At 73.3% G+C, this 15,066-nt stretch carries 16 protein-coding genes; 7 read left to right on the top strand and 9 right to left on the bottom strand.

Translation table 11 applies throughout. The annotated features are described in order from the left end of the window. The first annotated feature begins 67 nt into the window (after positions 1-67). The 4 genes from QA634_RS17270 (at position 68) to QA634_RS17285 (ending at position 3,338) form a co-directional block, all read left to right on the top strand. On the top strand, positions 68-679 hold the full coding sequence (locus QA634_RS17270) for a septation protein A (protein ID WP_012333200.1): 612 nt from the start codon (positions 68-70) through the stop codon (positions 677-679). 41 nt (positions 680-720) lie between these two features. Next, positions 721-1,440, top strand: coding sequence for an endonuclease III domain-containing protein (locus QA634_RS17275; RefSeq protein WP_012333201.1), 720 nt, complete (start codon positions 721-723; stop codon positions 1,438-1,440). 121 nt (positions 1,441-1,561) lie between these two features. After that, complete coding sequence (gene trpS, locus QA634_RS17280) at positions 1,562-2,605, top strand: tryptophan--tRNA ligase (RefSeq protein WP_012333202.1); 1,044 nt, start codon at positions 1,562-1,564, stop codon at positions 2,603-2,605. Positions 2,606-2,636: 31 nt separating this feature from the next. After that, positions 2,637-3,338: a haloacid dehalogenase type II gene (locus tag QA634_RS17285; protein WP_012333203.1), complete on the top strand. Its 702-nt coding sequence runs from the start codon at positions 2,637-2,639 to the stop codon at positions 3,336-3,338. Positions 3,339-3,359: 21 nt separating this feature from the next. Here QA634_RS17285 and QA634_RS17290 read toward each other — a convergent pair whose 3' ends face one another. From QA634_RS17290 to ilvC, 3 genes are all read right to left on the bottom strand, one after another. Next, on the bottom strand, positions 3,360-3,593 hold the full coding sequence (locus QA634_RS17290; protein WP_050777491.1) for a hypothetical protein: 234 nt from the start codon (positions 3,591-3,593) through the stop codon (positions 3,360-3,362). A gap of 45 nt (positions 3,594-3,638) precedes the next feature. Then, positions 3,639-3,767 (bottom strand): pyridoxamine 5'-phosphate oxidase family protein, encoded by a 129-nt coding sequence (locus tag QA634_RS17295; protein ID WP_265576630.1) that lies wholly within the window; start codon positions 3,765-3,767, stop codon positions 3,639-3,641. Positions 3,768-4,019: 252 nt separating this feature from the next. Next, positions 4,020-5,039 carry a ketol-acid reductoisomerase gene (gene ilvC / locus QA634_RS17300; RefSeq protein ID WP_012333204.1) on the bottom strand — a complete coding sequence of 340 codons (1,020 nt, stop codon included), beginning with the start codon at positions 5,037-5,039 and terminating at the stop codon, positions 4,020-4,022. Positions 5,040-5,205: 166 nt separating this feature from the next. Between ilvC and QA634_RS17305 the strand changes: the two genes are divergently transcribed. Together QA634_RS17305 and QA634_RS17310 are read left to right on the top strand one after the other, a co-directional pair. Then, positions 5,206-5,757 carry a DUF924 family protein gene (locus QA634_RS17305; protein ID WP_012333205.1) on the top strand — a complete coding sequence of 184 codons (552 nt, stop codon included), beginning with the start codon at positions 5,206-5,208 and terminating at the stop codon, positions 5,755-5,757. Between the two features lie 112 nt (positions 5,758-5,869). Further along, positions 5,870-7,522: a DEAD/DEAH box helicase gene (locus QA634_RS17310; protein WP_012333206.1), complete on the top strand. Its 1,653-nt coding sequence runs from the start codon at positions 5,870-5,872 to the stop codon at positions 7,520-7,522. Positions 7,523-7,555: 33 nt separating this feature from the next. Here QA634_RS17310 and QA634_RS17315 read toward each other — a convergent pair whose 3' ends face one another. The 6 genes from QA634_RS17315 to QA634_RS17340 all read right to left on the bottom strand — a co-directional run bounded on the left by QA634_RS17315 (position 7,556) and on the right by QA634_RS17340 (position 13,203). Continuing rightward, complete coding sequence (locus QA634_RS17315) at positions 7,556-7,954, bottom strand: group III truncated hemoglobin (protein WP_012333207.1); 399 nt, start codon at positions 7,952-7,954, stop codon at positions 7,556-7,558. Between the two features lie 64 nt (positions 7,955-8,018). Beyond that, entirely contained in the window at positions 8,019-9,926 is a 1,908-nt protein-coding gene (locus QA634_RS17320) for a cellulase family glycosylhydrolase (RefSeq protein WP_012333208.1), read from the bottom strand. Positions 9,927-10,468: 542 nt separating this feature from the next. Beyond that, entirely contained in the window at positions 10,469-11,167 is a 699-nt protein-coding gene (locus QA634_RS17325) for a class I SAM-dependent methyltransferase (RefSeq protein WP_322597462.1), read from the bottom strand. A gap of 56 nt (positions 11,168-11,223) precedes the next feature. Continuing rightward, positions 11,224-12,147, bottom strand: a complete 924-nt coding sequence (locus tag QA634_RS17330; RefSeq protein WP_012333209.1) for a DMT family transporter — start codon at positions 12,145-12,147, stop codon at positions 11,224-11,226. A gap of 13 nt (positions 12,148-12,160) precedes the next feature. Continuing rightward, on the bottom strand, positions 12,161-12,802 hold the full coding sequence (locus tag QA634_RS17335) for a cation transporter (protein WP_012333210.1): 642 nt from the start codon (positions 12,800-12,802) through the stop codon (positions 12,161-12,163). Between the two features lie 230 nt (positions 12,803-13,032). Then, positions 13,033-13,203: a hypothetical protein gene (locus tag QA634_RS17340; protein WP_012333211.1), complete on the bottom strand. Its 171-nt coding sequence runs from the start codon at positions 13,201-13,203 to the stop codon at positions 13,033-13,035. Between the two features lie 569 nt (positions 13,204-13,772). On the opposite strand from QA634_RS17340, the gene QA634_RS17345 reads away from it, so the two are divergent. Further along, positions 13,773-15,062 (top strand): MFS transporter, encoded by a 1,290-nt coding sequence (locus tag QA634_RS17345; protein WP_012333212.1) that lies wholly within the window; start codon positions 13,773-13,775, stop codon positions 15,060-15,062. The last annotated feature ends 4 nt before the right edge of the window (positions 15,063-15,066 follow it).

The following is a 15,066-nucleotide window of genomic DNA, read 5'->3' on the forward strand; positions in this document are numbered from 1 at the left end:
CTCGGGCGGCGCGAGCGCGACGTTCCGCGCGCTCCGCGGCCGCAAGGCTCTGGACTAGACCCCGCCCATGATCACCGAACCCGTCCCGCCCAAGGCCCACCTGCCGCCGCTCGTCAAGCTCGCCCTGGAACTCGGCCCGCTCGGCCTGTTCTTCCTCGGCAACGCCTACGCGGATCGCTTCGGCGTCGCCGCCGACAAGAAGCTCTTCGCGGCGACCGGCCTGTTCATCGCCGCGACCCTGGTGGCGCTCGCCGTGCACTACCTGCTGGTGCGGCGCCTGCCGATCATGCCGCTCGTCTCCGGCGTCGTGGTGGTGGTGTTCGGCGGGCTGACCCTGGTGCTCCAGGACGAACTCTTCATCAAGCTGAAGCCCACCATCGTGAACAGCCTGTTCGGGGCCGTCCTGCTCGGCGGGCTCGCCGTCGGCAAGCCGCTGCTCTCCCTCGTCCTCGACAGCGTCTTCGACCTCGACGACGAGGGCTGGCGCAAGCTGACCTTCCGGTGGGGCCTGTTCTTCTTCGTGCTGGCGGCGCTGAACGAGGTGGTCTGGCGCACCCAGAGCACCGATTTCTGGGTGAGCTTCAAGGTCTTCGGGATCATGCCGCTCACCATCGCCTTCGCGCTGGCCCAGACCCCGCTCCTCCTGCGCCACGAGCGCAAGACCGCCGACGAGACCTGACCGGCGGGAACCGGCGGGCGGGACAGCGGATTCCCGCCCTCATGAGCCAGACCCTGCCCGAGACAGCGCTCGTCATCCATCGCCGGCTCTGCGCGGCCTATGGCTGCCCGATCGCGTATTTCCACGACCTCGACCCCTTGAGCGAACTCGTCTCCTCGCTCCTCTCCCACCGCACCCGCAACGCGGAATCCGGCCGCGCCTTCAAGGCGCTGCGCGCCCGCTACCCGGATTGGGCGGAGCTGATCGCGGCGCCGGTCGCGGAGGTCGAGGCGGTGATCACGGGCGTGACCTGGCCCGAGCAGAAGGCGCCCCGCCTGCAGGCGGTGCTGCGGGCGGTGCGCGAGCGGCACGGGAGCCTGAGCCTCGACTTCCTGCGCGACCTCGACGTCGCTTCCGCCCGCGCCTGGCTTGAGGCCATCCCGGGGATCGGGCCGAAGACGAGCGCGGCGGTGCTCAGCTTCTCGACCCTGCGCAGGCCGGCCCTGCCGGTCGACAGCCACCACCACCGGGTCGCGCAGCGCCTGGGGCTGATCGGGCCGAAGGTCGATGTCGGACCCGCCCACGCCATCCTGCGCGCCCAGCTGCCGGAAGCGTGGAGCGCGCAGGACCTCTACGACAATCACGAGGTCATGATGCTGCACGGGCAGCGCTGCTGCTTCCACCGCGCCCCGGCCTGCGGGACCTGCGTGCTCCTCGACCTCTGCCCGACCGGCCAGGGCCGGCGGGCCGCGTCCCCCGCCCGCGCGACCGAGCCGGCCTGACCGCCGCCGCGATGCCGCGGCCCCGACGCCTTGACCCGCCCGAAGCCTTGGGTCAGAACGCCGCGCCCGTCGGGCCGCCCGCCCTTCCGGATTCCGTCCCCCGGCCCGCCACGAGACGCTGATGCCCGCGTTCCAGGAACTCGTCTTCTCCGGCGTCCAGCCGACCGGAAACCTGCACCTCGGCAATTACCTCGGCGCGATCAAGCGCTTCGTCGCCCTGCAGCCGACCTACGCGACCTGCCTCTACTGCGTGGTCGACCTCCACGCGATCACCGTGTGGCAGAACCCGACCGAGCTGACGAACCAGATCCGCGAGGTCACGGCGGCCTTCCTGGCCGCCGGCATCGACCCGGCGCGCTCCGTCGTCTTCAACCAGAGCCAAGTGCCCCAGCACGCGGAGCTGGCCTGGATCTTCAACTGCGTGGCCCGGCTCGGCTGGCTCAACCGGATGACGCAGTTCAAGGAGAAGGCCGGCAAGGACCGCGAGAACGCGAGCATCGGCCTCTACGATTACCCGGTCCTGATGGCGGCCGACATCCTGGCCTACCGGGCGACCCACGTCCCGGTCGGCGAGGACCAGAAGCAGCACCTCGAACTCACCCGCGACATCGCCCAGAAGTTCAACACCGACTTCGCGGCCTCGATCGCGGCGCGGGGGCACGGCGAGGCCTTCTTCCCGCTCACCGAGCCGCTGATCGGCGGGCCGGCGGCCCGGGTCATGTCGCTGCGCGACGGCACCAAGAAGATGTCGAAGTCGGACCCCTCCGACTATTCGCGCATCAACCTCACGGACGATGCCGACGCCATCGCCCAGAAGGTGCGCAAGGCCAAGACCGACGCCGAGCCCCTCCCCTCCGAGGTCGCGGGCCTGGCCGGCCGGCCCGAGGCGGACAACCTCGTGGGCATTTTCGCGGCCCTGCGCGACGTCAGCCGCGAGGACGTGCTGCGCGATTTCGGCGGCGCCCAGTTCTCGGCCTTCAAGGGCGCGCTGGTCGACCTCGCGGTCGAGACGCTCGGGCCGATCGGCGGCGAGATGAAGCGCCTCGTCGCCGACCCGGCCCATATCGACCGCGTGCTCGCGGAGGGCGCCGCCCGGGCCGAGGCCATCGCCGCGCCGAACCTCGCGGCCGTCAAGGACATCGTGGGCTTCGTGCGGACGCGGTGAGGCCCCGGAGAGGCCGGCGGGAGGGAGCGGGATGGCCGTCCAGGCGCTGATCTTCGACGTGTTCGGCACCCTGCTCGACTGGCACGGCGGGGTCGCCCGCGAGGCCGAGCGCCTGCTGAGGCCGCTCCGCCCGGACCTCGACGGGAGTGCCTTCGCGCGGGCGTGGCGGGCGCGCTACCAGCCCGGCATGGAGCCGATCCGGCAGGGAACGCGCCCCTTCGCGGATCTCGACGCGCTCCACGCCGAGAGCCTGGAGGATCTGCTCGCCGCCGAGGGCCTCGCCGGCATCCCGTCCGAGACCAAGCGCGACCTCGTCCTCGCCTGGCACCGCCTCGACGCCTGGCCCGACGTGGCCGAGGGGCTCGCCCGCCTGCGGCCGCACTTCCTGCTCGCTCCCTGCTCGAACGCCCATATCCGGCTCGCCATCGCGCATGCGCGCCGCAACCGCCTGCCCTGGGACGCCGTGCTCGGGGCCGAACTCGCGCGCGACTACAAGCCGAAGCCGGCCGTGTACCTCGCCGCCGCGCAGGCGCTGCGCCTCGCGCCGGAGGAGGTCGTGATGGTGGCGGCCCATTCCTCGGACCTCGCCGCCGCGGCCGCCTGCGGGCTCGGGACCGCGCACATCGCCCGTCCCGACGAGACGGGACCGGGCGGCGGCGAGGCCGGGCCGAGCGTGCCGGTGGACGTCTCCGCGGCGGATCTCGGCGACCTCGCCCGGCAGCTCGGCTGCTGAGGCGGGGGCACCGGCCAGCCCTCAGCCCTCGCCGCGCAGGACCCGGGCGGTGTAATCGGCCACGTCGATCGCGCCCTCGGCCCTGGCCCGGGCGGCGTCCTCCGGCAGCACGTCCTGCACCATGTCGCGGCGCTTCCACGGCGCGAGCGGCGTCTCGCGGCCCGCCTCCGGCACGGAGCGGGAATCCCGGACCTCGCGGCAGGCGTGGACGTAGCGCGGGCAATTCACCCGGACCTTCGCCACCTCGACGCGCACGAGGGCCTTGGCCTCCGGGTACGCGGCCGGCAGCGGACCCTCCCGCTAAAGCCGCGCGAGGCCCTGGAGGCGCAGGCGATGCGGCGTCTCGAAGGCGATGAACAGCAGGCCCACCCGGCCCTGCGCGGCGATGTTGCCCAGCGAGTAGAACATCCCGTTCCCGTCATACGCCATCCGGTTGATGGCTTCGCCATCTCCCGTTTCGGCAATGCGGATGTCGGCGTCGCTCAGGCGCCGCGCGGGCTCGTGATCCGGGACCCGCTTCGATCAAGGGGAGCCCGGATCAGCAGGGCGCGGTGCGCCTGCGCGGAGAGCGAGCCCATGGGATCCTCCGTGTTCCGATCGGGCCGCGTCGCGGCGGGCCTGCGGGCATGAAAAAGGCCGGCCCCGCGGGGGCCGGCCGGTGCGAGGCGCGCGGGGCGCGGCTCAGTTCTTGGTCTTGTCGACCAGCGCCTTCTCCTTGATCCACGGCATCATGCCGCGCAGCCGCTCGCCGACCTCCTCGATCGGGTGGGCGGCGTTGCGGGCGCGCGTCGCCTTGAACGAGGTCTGGTTGACCTTGTTCTCTAGCATCCAGTTGCGCGTGAAGGTGCCCGACTGGATGTCGGTCAAAACCCGCTTCATCTCGGCCTTGGTCTCGGGCGTGATGATGCGCGGGCCGGTGACGTACTCGCCGTACTCGGCGGTGTTCGAGATCGAGTAGTTCATGTTGGCGATGCCGCCCTCGTAGATGAGGTCGACGATCAGCTTCACCTCGTGGAGGCACTCGAAATAGGCCATCTCGGGGGCGTAGCCCGCCTCGACCAGGGTCTCGAAGCCGGCCTTGATCAGCTCGACGAGGCCGCCGCAGAGCACGACCTGCTCGCCGAAGAGGTCGGTCTCGCACTCCTCCTTGAAGGTGGTCTCGATGATGCCGGCGCGGCCGCCGCCATTCGCCGAGGCGTAGGACAGGCCGAGGTCGTGCGCGTTGCCGGACGCGTCCTGCGCGATGGCGATCAGGGTCGGCACGCCGCCGCCGCGCAGGTACTCCGAGCGCACGGTGTGGCCGGGCCCCTTCGGGGCGACCATCAGCACGTCGAGATCCTTGCGCGGCTCGATCAGGTTGAAGTGCACGTTCAGGCCGTGCGCGAAGAGCAGGGCCGCGCCCTGCTTCATCTGGCCGTGCAGGGACTCGCGGTAGATGTCGCCCTGCAGCTCGTCCGGCGTCAGCATCATGACGACGTCGGCCTGCGCGGCCGCCTCGGCGACCTCCATGACCTTGAAGCCCTCGGCCTCGGCCTTCTTGGCGCTGGCCGAGCCCTTGCGCAGCGCGATGACGATGTCCTTGACGCCGGAATCGCGCAGGTTGAGGGCGTGGGCGTGCCCCTGGCTCCCGTAGCCGACGATGACGACCTTCTTGCCCTTGATCAGATTGATGTCAGCGTCGCGATCGTAATAGACCCGCATGGCGGCTCCCCCTGTGCGAGTTGGTGGAGGTGATGGGACGCTCCGGGCGCTGGAGCGGCCGTGCGATGCGGCGGCTTTTAGCCGGGCGGTCCGCGACAGGGAATAGGCATTGCGGCGGGGCCGGCGCGCAGCGGATGCGCGCGCGGCGAAGACCGGAGGGGACGCGGTGCGCGCAGGGCCGGTGGATCCGGGCGACGTGGTGGCGTTCTGGCGCGAGGCCGGCGAGGCGCGCTGGTTCACGGCGGAGCCGCGCTTCGACGCCGCCTGCACCCGCTTTCGCGCCGCGCACGAGGCCGCCGCCCGGGGCGAATGCGCGGCCTGGGAGGCGGATGCGGAGGGCGCCCTCGCCCTCGTCCTGCTCCTCGACCAGTTCCCGCGCAACCTGTTCCGGGGGACGCCGCGCGCCTACGCCACCGACGCGGCGGCGCTCGCCGCGGCCGAGCGGGCGCTCGCCCGCGGCCACGACCGGGCGATCGCGCCGGAGCTGCGCGCCTTCCTGTACATGCCCTTCATGCATGCCGAGGACGCGGCCCTGCAGGATCGCAGCCTCGCGCTCTTCGCGGCGCTCGGCCTGCCCCGCCACCTCGCCGCGGCGCGGGAGCACCGCGACCTCATCCGCCGCTTCGGCCGCTTCCCGCACCGCAACCCGATCCTCGGCCGGGCCGAGACGCCGCAGGAGCGGGCCTACCTCGCGGGCGAGGACGCGTTCCGGGGCTGAGGCCGGCGGCCCGGGATGCCGAGGCGCCGCGCCGATCCCGGGCAGGCCCGCGCCCCGGCCCTGAGGCGTGGCCGCCACGGACGCGCGCATCCGAAGGCCTTACACGGCCCCCATGCTGCAACTGCGCGACTATCAGCGGGCGAGCCTCGACGCGCTCCGGGCCGCCTGGGAGGGGGCGAGGGGGCCGGCCCTGCGCGACGGCCTGATCGTGCTGCCGACCGGGTCCGGCAAGGCCCTGGTGATCGCGGCCCTCGCCCGGGAGAGTCTGGGCCGCGACCCCGCCGCCCGCATCGCCATCGTCACCCACAGCCGCGAACTGATCGCCCAGAACCACCGCGAACTCACCGGATACTGGCCCGAGGCCCCGGCCGGGATCTTCTCCGCCGGGCTCGCGCGCCGCGAGGCCGCGGCGCCGGTGCTGGTCTGCGGGATCCAGTCGGTCTGGGACAAGCTCGACCTGATCGGCCCCCGCGACCTCGTGATCGTCGACGAGGCGCACCTGATCCCCCGCGCCGCCGAGACGCGCTACGGCCGCTTCCTCGCGGGCTTGCGCGCGGTGCGGCCGGGGATGCGCGTCGTCGGCTTCACGGCGACGCCCTACCGGCTCGACAGCGGGCGCCTCGACGAGGGCGAGGGCCGCCTGTTCGAGCGCATCGTGCACGAGGTCACGGTCGGCGACCTGATCCAGCGCGGCACCCTGGCGCCCCTGGTGTCCAAGGCGACGCTCACCGCCCTCGACGTGAGCGGCGTCGGCCGGCGCGGCGGCGACTACATCCCGAGCCAGCTCGAGGCGGCGGTCAACCAGGACTGGATCACCCGCGCGGCCGTGGAGGAGATGGTGGAGTACGGCCGCGCCCGCCGGGCCTGGCTCGCCTTCTGCGCCGGGATCGCGCATGCGCGGGCGGTGCGCGACGCGGTGCGGGCGGCCGGCTTCTCCTGCGAGGCGGTCTCCGGCGACACGCCGCGGCGCGAGCGCGAGCGCATCGTGCGGGATTTCCGGGAGGGGCGCGTCCGCTGCCTGACCTCGGTCGGGGTGCTGACGACGGGCTTCAACGTGCCCGAGGTCGACCTCGTCGCGCTGCTGCGCCCGACCCAGAGCACCGGGCTCTACGTGCAGCAGGTCGGGCGGGCCCTGCGCCGCGCGCCGGGCAAGGAGGACGCGCTGATCCTCGATTACGCGGGGCTCGTGCGCCTGCACGGGCCGGTCGACAGCGTCACCTCCCGCACCGCCGCCGTGCGCGGCCGGGAGACGGAGGTGCGGGCGAAGGCCTGCCCGGGCTGCGGGGCGCTGATCGCGCTCAACGCCTCGACTTGCGAGGCCTGCTGGGTCGAGCCCGCGGCGGAGCCGGGCGAGGAGGCGAGGCACGAGGCGCGCGCCGAGGACACCCTGCCGATCCTGTCCGAGCGGGTGATGGCGGCCCTGCGGGCCGAGGGGGCGTGGCGGGAGGTGCGGGGCTGGCAGGTCGCGCCGGCCCCGGGCGGCCTCGACGTGGTGCTGGACGCCGCGGACGGCCCCCACCGGATCCGGCTCGCGCTCGAAGGGCGCGGCTACGCGCGGGAGAAGGCGGTGGCGTGGTGGCGCGGGCTCGGCGGCGGGCGCGAGGCCCCGCTCTGCGCCGAGGAGGCGCTCGCGCGCCGGGACGAGCTCGCCCGGCCGGCGATGCTGCGGGTGCGCGCGAGCGGCCGCCTCAGCGCGGAGGTCAGCCTGCGCTTCCCCGACGGGCGCCTGTTCACCGACAGGCGCCGCGAGGACGGGGCCGGCTGAGCCCGGGCCCGGACGGGGCCGCCCCGCCGGCTCTCAGGCGCCGCCTCGCCCCGCCGCCTCGCCGGGGCGGAAGAACAGGCCGGCCTTCAGGCTGTCGCCGATCCGGTGCGCCCGCTCGACCAGGACGGAGGCGATCTCGGGCGCGAAATGCGCCGCCGCACTCTCCTCGAACAGGGCGAGCCAGCGGGCGAAGTGGTCCGGGCCGAGCCCGGCGAGCGCGAGGTGCTTGCCGAAGGGATTGCCCTTGTAGCGCCCCGTCCGGAACAGCACCGAGGACCAGAAGGCCCGGATCGTCTCCATGTGGCGGGGCCAGCCGGGATCGGGAATCGCCGCCGCGAAGACCGGGCCGACGAGCGGGTCCGCGCGCAGGCGGGCGTAGAAGGCGTCGAGGAAGCGGCCGAGGCTGACCTCGTCGAGGATCTGCGCGGGCATCGCCCCTCAGATGACGACGACCGGCCGCCGCATCAAGGGGCGCCGCCCCGCGCCCGGGCCGCGCTCAGATGTACTTGTCGAGCACCGTCATCTGGGGCTTGTCGGTGACGCTGGAGGTCCCGAGCCCGGTCGGCTCGGCCGAGAACATGTAGTCGCCCCACCACGGGCCGCCCGCCCAGTAGGTGGCGCCCTGCCAGGCGCCGGTGTGCTGGCTCATGTAGCCCAGCATGGCGTCCATCGCCGCCAGGCTCGTCTGATCCTGGGCCACCCCGAACTCGCCGAGGAACAGCCGGTTGTGGGTGCTCTCGGCCCATTGCGTGGCCGCCTGGAGGCGCTCGACGCCGATGCTCGTCGAGGCGACGCCCGCGTGCGTGCCGGACCCGTCGCCGTCGAGGTACTGATGCACCTCGAAGGCGTAGTTGTTCGACGGGTCGACCACGCCGCCGCCCAGCACGGCCGCGTTGTCCGAGGTCGTCCAGGTCCAGGCCCCGTCCCAGTAGGTCCCCGGGACCAGGATCTCCTGCGCGGTGGCGCCGGCCCCGCGGATGGCCTGGATCGCCGCGTTGACGTCGCCGAGCCACTCGGTGGCGGTGGATTGCTGCGGCTCGTTCATCAGGCCGAACAGCACGTTCGGGTTGGACGCGAAGTGCCCCGCCATCCTGCCCCAGAAATCCGCGAAGGCGCCGACCGGGGTGGCCGCGCTGCCGACGGGGGAGCCGTAACCGGAGCCGTAATTGTGCATGTCGAGAACGACCTTCATGCCCTTGGCGTTCGCGTAGCTCACGACGTCGTCGATGTAGGCGAGATCGCTGCTGCTCAGGGCGCCGCCCTGGACGGGCTGCAGGCGCTCCCACAGGAAGGGCAGGCGGATGACGTTCAGGCCCTTGCCGGCGTAGTAGTCGATCTCCGCGTGGTTGGGGTAGATGTAGTCGGTCCCGTACCGGCCGGGCACCGCGCTGCCGAACTCGCCGCCCGCGAGGTTGATGCCGAGCAGGGAGAGCTGGCCCGCCGGGGGAACCGGCGCGCCGCCGAGGGTGAAGCTCTGCGTGGTGGTCTGGCCCGCATTGCCGGCGGCGTCCTGCACCCGCGCCGAGGCGGATCCGCTCGCCCAGCCGGCGGCCGGCTTGGCCACCTGCAGCGAGAAGCTGGTGCCCGAGAGGCTGGCCTGCGGCACCGTGTAGGTCGCCCCGGCCACGGTCAGCAGCAGGCTCTCCGCCGGGGCGAGCGCGGCCGAGAGCGTGCCCGAGACCGTGACGGTGCCGGCCGCCTGCTCGCCGGCGTCGATCACGTTGTCGCCCGCGACGAGCAGCTGGGTGATGGTCTCGGTGGGCGCGACGGTGTCGATGATGACGGACTTCGCGGAGGAGCGCACCGAGGTGTTCCCGGCCGCGTCCGTGGCCGTGGCCACGAAGCTGTGGGTGCCGTCGATCAGCCTGCTCGCCTCCGTGTAGGACCACGCACCCGTCGCGTCGGCCGTCACGATGGCCTGGGCGGTCGCGGCACCATCCATGTAGATGGCGACCTTGGCGCCCTTCTCGGCCGTCCCGGCCAGGGTCGGCGTCGCGTTGTTCGTGGAGGCGGCCGGGAAATCCCTGAGGATCGGCGCCGGCGGGGGCGTCGTGTCGATGGTGACGGTGAGGGCGGGCGAGGGCGCGCTCGTGCTCCTGGGCCCGCTCTGCGCGACGGCCGTGAAGGCGTACACGCCGTCGGACAGGCTGGTCGTGGCGACGCTCCAGGCCCCCGAGGCGTCCACGGTCACGGCCGGCATGGTGCCGGAGACGCGCTTACCGGCCGCCGTCGTTCCGGTGTAGCTCACCAGGATCGCCGTACCGGGCGCGCCCGTTCCGTCCAGCTTCAGGCTCCGGAAGCTGGTCAGGTTGTCGCCGAGCGCACCGCTGTCCGTCGATGCGTCCAGCCATGGCGCCGGGGGGGCCGCGATCTGCGTGGCTGGGTTGCTGCTCTTGAGGGCCATCGGACACCCGGAAACAATTGAATCAAGGCTGCCGCAGGAATAGCTCGCCTGCCTTGTGCGAAGCTGGACTCGTGCGATGGTGTCGTTGCAGCGCGTTTCGATTGGTCAAACGCGAATTGTGGTCAGCCGATCTGCTTCCGGTCCGTCATTCACGCGGCGTGAGCGGCCGGTTCAGGGAAGCTCCCGCGCCCGGGATGCCGGCATCGGCCGGCCCGCCTCCTGGCCCCCTCAGGAGACCGCCCCATGACCACGCGCATCGCGTCCCTCGCCCGCCTCGCGCTCGCCGCCGTCGCGGCGCCGGGGCACGCGCAGCAGGAGGGCGCCCAGCGAAGCGTCCAGGCCCTGGGGCCACGCGTTCCAGGCGCCGGGCGGGGCCGTCCCGGCGGTCGCCCCGCGCCGCCCCGCCCCCTCGCGGCGGCCGCCCCCGCGACCCCGTCAGCGGAGGGCGGACACCACGTGCGCCCGCATCCGCGCGCCGCAGACCGGATCGCCGAACCGGGAAGTGATCGCCGCGGCGGCGGCCCGGGTCGCCTCGTCGAGGCTCACGCGCCGCGCGCCTCGATCTCGCCGCGCAGCGGCGTGCCCTGGCACATTCCTGCCGCCGCCCGCGCCGGGACGCCGTCGCTGACCTGCGGCACGGTCTCGACCGTGACCGAGGAAAAGCCGGCAGCGAGCAGGTCCCCCCGCACCGCCTCCGGATCGTGCAACCCGTAGGGGGTGCGGGCCAGGAAGGCCGGCGGGTCGGCCGGGAACAGGGCGGCGAGGGCCTGCGTGACCGTGGCGGCGAGGTCGTTCTCGGCGAGGCGGTCCCAGACGGTCAGGACGAAGCGTCCCCCCGGCCGCAGCACGCGGCGGGCCTGCGCGAAGGCGGCCCGCCGATCGGGGAAGAACATCGCGCCGAACTGGCAGACCACCGCGTCGAAAGCCGCGTCCGGCACGGGCAGGGCCTGCGCGTCGGCCTGGCGCCAGGTCACGCCGGCCGCGCCGGGCTGCGCCGCCGCGTGGTCCAGCATGGCTTGGTTGAGGTCGGTGGCCAGGACCGGCGTGCCGGGGGGCAGGGCCGCCACGAGGGCGCGGGTGACGATGCCGGTGCCGGCCGCGGTCTCCAGCACCGACGCGGGCGCGAAGGCGGCGACCCGGGCCGCGACGTCGCGCGCGTAGGGGGCGAACAGCACCGGGCCGAGACCGCCGTCGTAGAGGGCCGGGATCGACCCGGTGAAGACGGCGTCCGCGTCCCGCATGATCGCCCTCCCGCGCTCGCGGCCGGGGCGGAAGCTTACGGGGACGCGCGCGAGGTTCAATCCGCCGGCGAGGCGGCGGGCGCGGGGGCCGGGCGGCGCTCCGCGAGGGCGAGGGCCGTGGCGGCGAGCAGGACCGCCATGCCGAGGGCCTCGGGCCGGCCGATCACCTCGCCCCCCGCCGCCACGCCGACCGCCACCGCCACCGCCGGGCTCACGAAGGCGTAGAGCCCGGCCCGGAAGGCGCCCCAGGCCCGCACCAGCCAGAGATAGATCGTGAAGGCGGCGAGCGACCCGCCCAGGACCATGAGGCCGAGCCCGAAGGCGACGCGCGGGTCGGCGAGGCCCGCGAGCCGGCCCGGATCGTAGCCCTCGGCCAGGAGCGCCACCGGCACGAGGCCGAGGGCCCCGAGGCTCGTCTCCCAGAAGGCGAGCGCGACCGGATGCATGCGCCGCATCAGCGGGCGGCTCGCCACCGCGCCCCAGGCGTAGCTGAGCGTGCCGGCCGCGACCGCCGCGAGGCCGAGCCCCGCCTCGTCGGACCCGCCGCCGCGCCGCCCCTGATAGAGGAGGAGGAGGCCCGCGAGGCCGAGCCCGATCGCCCCGAGCCGCCGCCCGGTGATCCGCTCCTCCCCGTAGAGCGCCCCGACGAGCACGATGAAGATCGGCATCAGCCCGAGATTCACCACCGCCGAGAGCCCGGTCGGTGCCCGGGCGACGCCCCAGAACAGGAGGCCGTAGGAGCCGGTGGTGATGAGGAGCGAGGCGAGCAGGATCCGGCCCGGCTGCTCCATCCGCAGCGGCAGGCGCAGGGCGAGGACGAGGGCGAGGTAGCCGAGCCCCGCGAGGGTGAAGCGGAAGAGCGCCAGGGTGACGGGCGGCACCACCTCCGCGGCGAGCTTCGTCGGCAGCCACGTGAGGCCCCAGATCAGCGCCATCAGCAGGAAGGCCGCGACGCGGCCCCCCTCCCCGCCCGTCCTCACCGCGCCGCCCGGGTCACGGCAGGGTCGGGGCGCAGGCCGGCCCCGCCGGCGCGTGCCGGCGCAGGCTCGCCAGCAGGATGGCGCCCGCCGCCTGGAAGGACAGGAACGCCGCCATCAGGTCGAGGCCGCAATCGACCCAGCTCGCCGAGGCCAGGAACGAGCCGAAGCTCACCGCGCCGATCAGGGCGTTCGAGACGGCGTCGTTGCGGGCGTTGAGCCAGGTCGCCTCGATCAGCGGGTTCGGGTCGTCGCGGAACCGCGACAGGGCGGCCGCCGCGAGGGCGGAGACCGACAGGCTGCTGGCGAGCGAGAGGGCGACGAGCCCGGTGCTGGTCTTGTCGGGCGAGGTCAGGTCCCGCCAGCCGTCGAGCAGGGATTGCGCCCCCGACGCGGCCATGATCGCCGCGACGAGGAGGGCCGAGAGCCGCTCCACCCGCTCGCCCCGGCCGAAGACCAGGGCGGCGACCGCGTTGAGCACGATGTCGAAGCCGAAGCCGCGGGACTCGTCCAGCAGGCTGTCCGAGCCGATCGCCAGCGCGTAGGCGCCCTGCGCGACCGCGACCGCGAGGGTGCCGATCACGATGACCCACACCGTGCGCGTGTAGGCGCGGCGCGAGCCGGGCCGGTGACTCTCGACGGGGCCGGATCTCACCATGGACGATGCTCCGCGCGGGGCCGGAAGGCCCCTGGTTTCTCCACTGCTTCCGAATCTGGACTGTAAAGACCGATCTTGACCTGAGTAAGGCTCGCCTGAGCTTCACCGAACCGCAGATCTCTCCAACAAACCCCGCGGGCGGGGCCGACGGGCTACTCCTCGTAGGCGGTCTCGGGCCGCTCGTCCCCGCTCTCCGGGGCGGGTCCCGGCTTGGCACGGTGGCGCCCGCGCTAGAGCGGCGCGGCGGGATCGGCCCGCGCGACGGCCTGGAGCCGGCTCATCTCGTAATGGTCGTGGTAGCTCGCGTTCAGGTAGTACATCCCTCCCGCGACGATCGACAGGACCGCCGCGAGGCATGCGAGGGAGCCGAGGACCGGGTTGCCTTGGGGGAGCGTCGTCATACGGGACCTGGGAGCGGCGGAGGGCCGGGCGGGGGCGGAGGGACCGGCGCGAAACAACTCCGAAACGTAGCGCGCGAGGCGGACAACCGCCTATGCCCGCCGCGCCACAGGCCGGAACTTCCGGCCTGCCCGGGGCCGGGCGGCGCGCGGCGCAGCGGGGGGCGGCCCGGCCCCGGGCAAGATCGGGGGCAAGATCGGGTGCAAGATCAGGGACAGGTCGTCCGGCCCGCCCGGACTCGGATCGACTTTCCGCCCTCTCGGGAAAGTCTTCGCCGGCAGAGACCGCCGTCTTGGCGGCCGACGCAGCGTTCGCCGCACCATGATCGCCGGTTCCGCGCGGGCCGAAGACTATCCTCCGGCCCCGCTCGTCCGATGCGGGATCGGTGGACCGGGCCGGAATCGGTCTCGGGACCGGATTGCCAGCGGCGGCGGATCAGATAATGTATTCAAAATTCGTAATGCCGTTCGGCCCAGCCCGGACGGCGGAGCCCGCCGCACCAAGACGGCGGCCCGAAACCTGGACGCGCCGGGTCTCCCGCCCGCCGCCTCCATCGCGGAGTGAGACGCCCATGCCGGCAAGGGTCAAGGCGACGACCAGTGTCCTCCTGATGCTGTGCCTGATGTACTTCATCACCTACATCGACCGGGTGAACATCGGCACGGCGGCGAGCCACATCAAACAGGATCTCGGGCTGACGAACACGCAGCTCGGGCTGATTTTCTCGGCCTTCGCGTATCCCTACGCGGTGTTCCAGGTGATCGGCGGCTCGGTCGGCGACCGGTTCGGGGCGCGGCGCACGCTGCTGATCTGCGGCGTGATCTGGGCCGCCGCGACCGTGCTGACGGGCTTCGCCGGGAGCATGGCGTCGCTCTTCCTGGCCCGCGTGATGCTGGGCTTCGGGGAGGGCGCCACCTTCCCGACCGCGACGCGCGCCATGCAGAACTGGACGGTGCCCGGCCGGCGCGGCTTCGCGCAAGGCATCACCCACGCCTTCGCGCGGCTCGGCAACGCGGTCGCCCCGCCGATCGTCGCCCTGCTGATCGCGCTGGTCGGCTGGCGCTACGGCTTCGTGGTGCTGGGAGTGGCGAGCTTCGTCTGGGTGGTGGCGTGGTACGTCACGTTCCGCGACGATCCCCGCGACCACGCCCGCATCACGCCCGAGGAACTCGCCGCCCTGCCGCCCGCCCGGGTCCCGGGCCAGCGCAGCGCGGTGCCGTGGGGCCGCCTCACCCGCCGGATGCTGCCGGTGACGCTGACCTATTTCTGCTACGGCTGGACGCTGTGGCTCTTCCTCAACTGGCTGCCGTCCTTCTTCAAGGAGGGGTACGGGCTCGACCTCAAGAACTCGGCCCTGTTCGCGTCCGGCGTGTTCTTCGCGGGCGTGGTCGGCGACACGCTCGGCGGCGTCCTGTCGGACCACATCCTGCAGCGGACCGGCAACCTCAAGCTCGCGCGGCTCAGCATCATCCTGCTCGGGATGCTGGGGGCGGCCGCCAGCCTGGTCGGGGTGTTCTTCACCCGCGACCTCACGGCGATCGCGGTGCTGCTCTCGGCCGGCTTCTTCTTCCTCGAACTCGTCATCGGGCCGATCTGGTCGGTGCCGATGGACATCGCCCCGCAATATTCCGGCACCGCGAGCGGGCTGATGAATACCGGGTCGGCGGTGGCCGCGATCGTCTCGCCGCTCGCCTTCGGCTGGATCGTCGACCTGACCGGCAACTGGATCCTGCCCTTCGCGGGCTCGATCGGCCTGCTGCTCGCCGGGGCGGCGCTCGCCTTCACGATGCATCCCGAGCGGCGCTTCGCGGAGGCGCCGGGGGCGGAGGGCGCCGCGCTCGCTCCGGCCGCGGCGGAGTAAGGGC

The sequence above is a fragment of the Methylobacterium sp. CB376 genome (genome assembly GCF_029714205.1).
GTDB lineage: Bacteria > Pseudomonadota > Alphaproteobacteria > Rhizobiales > Beijerinckiaceae > Methylobacterium.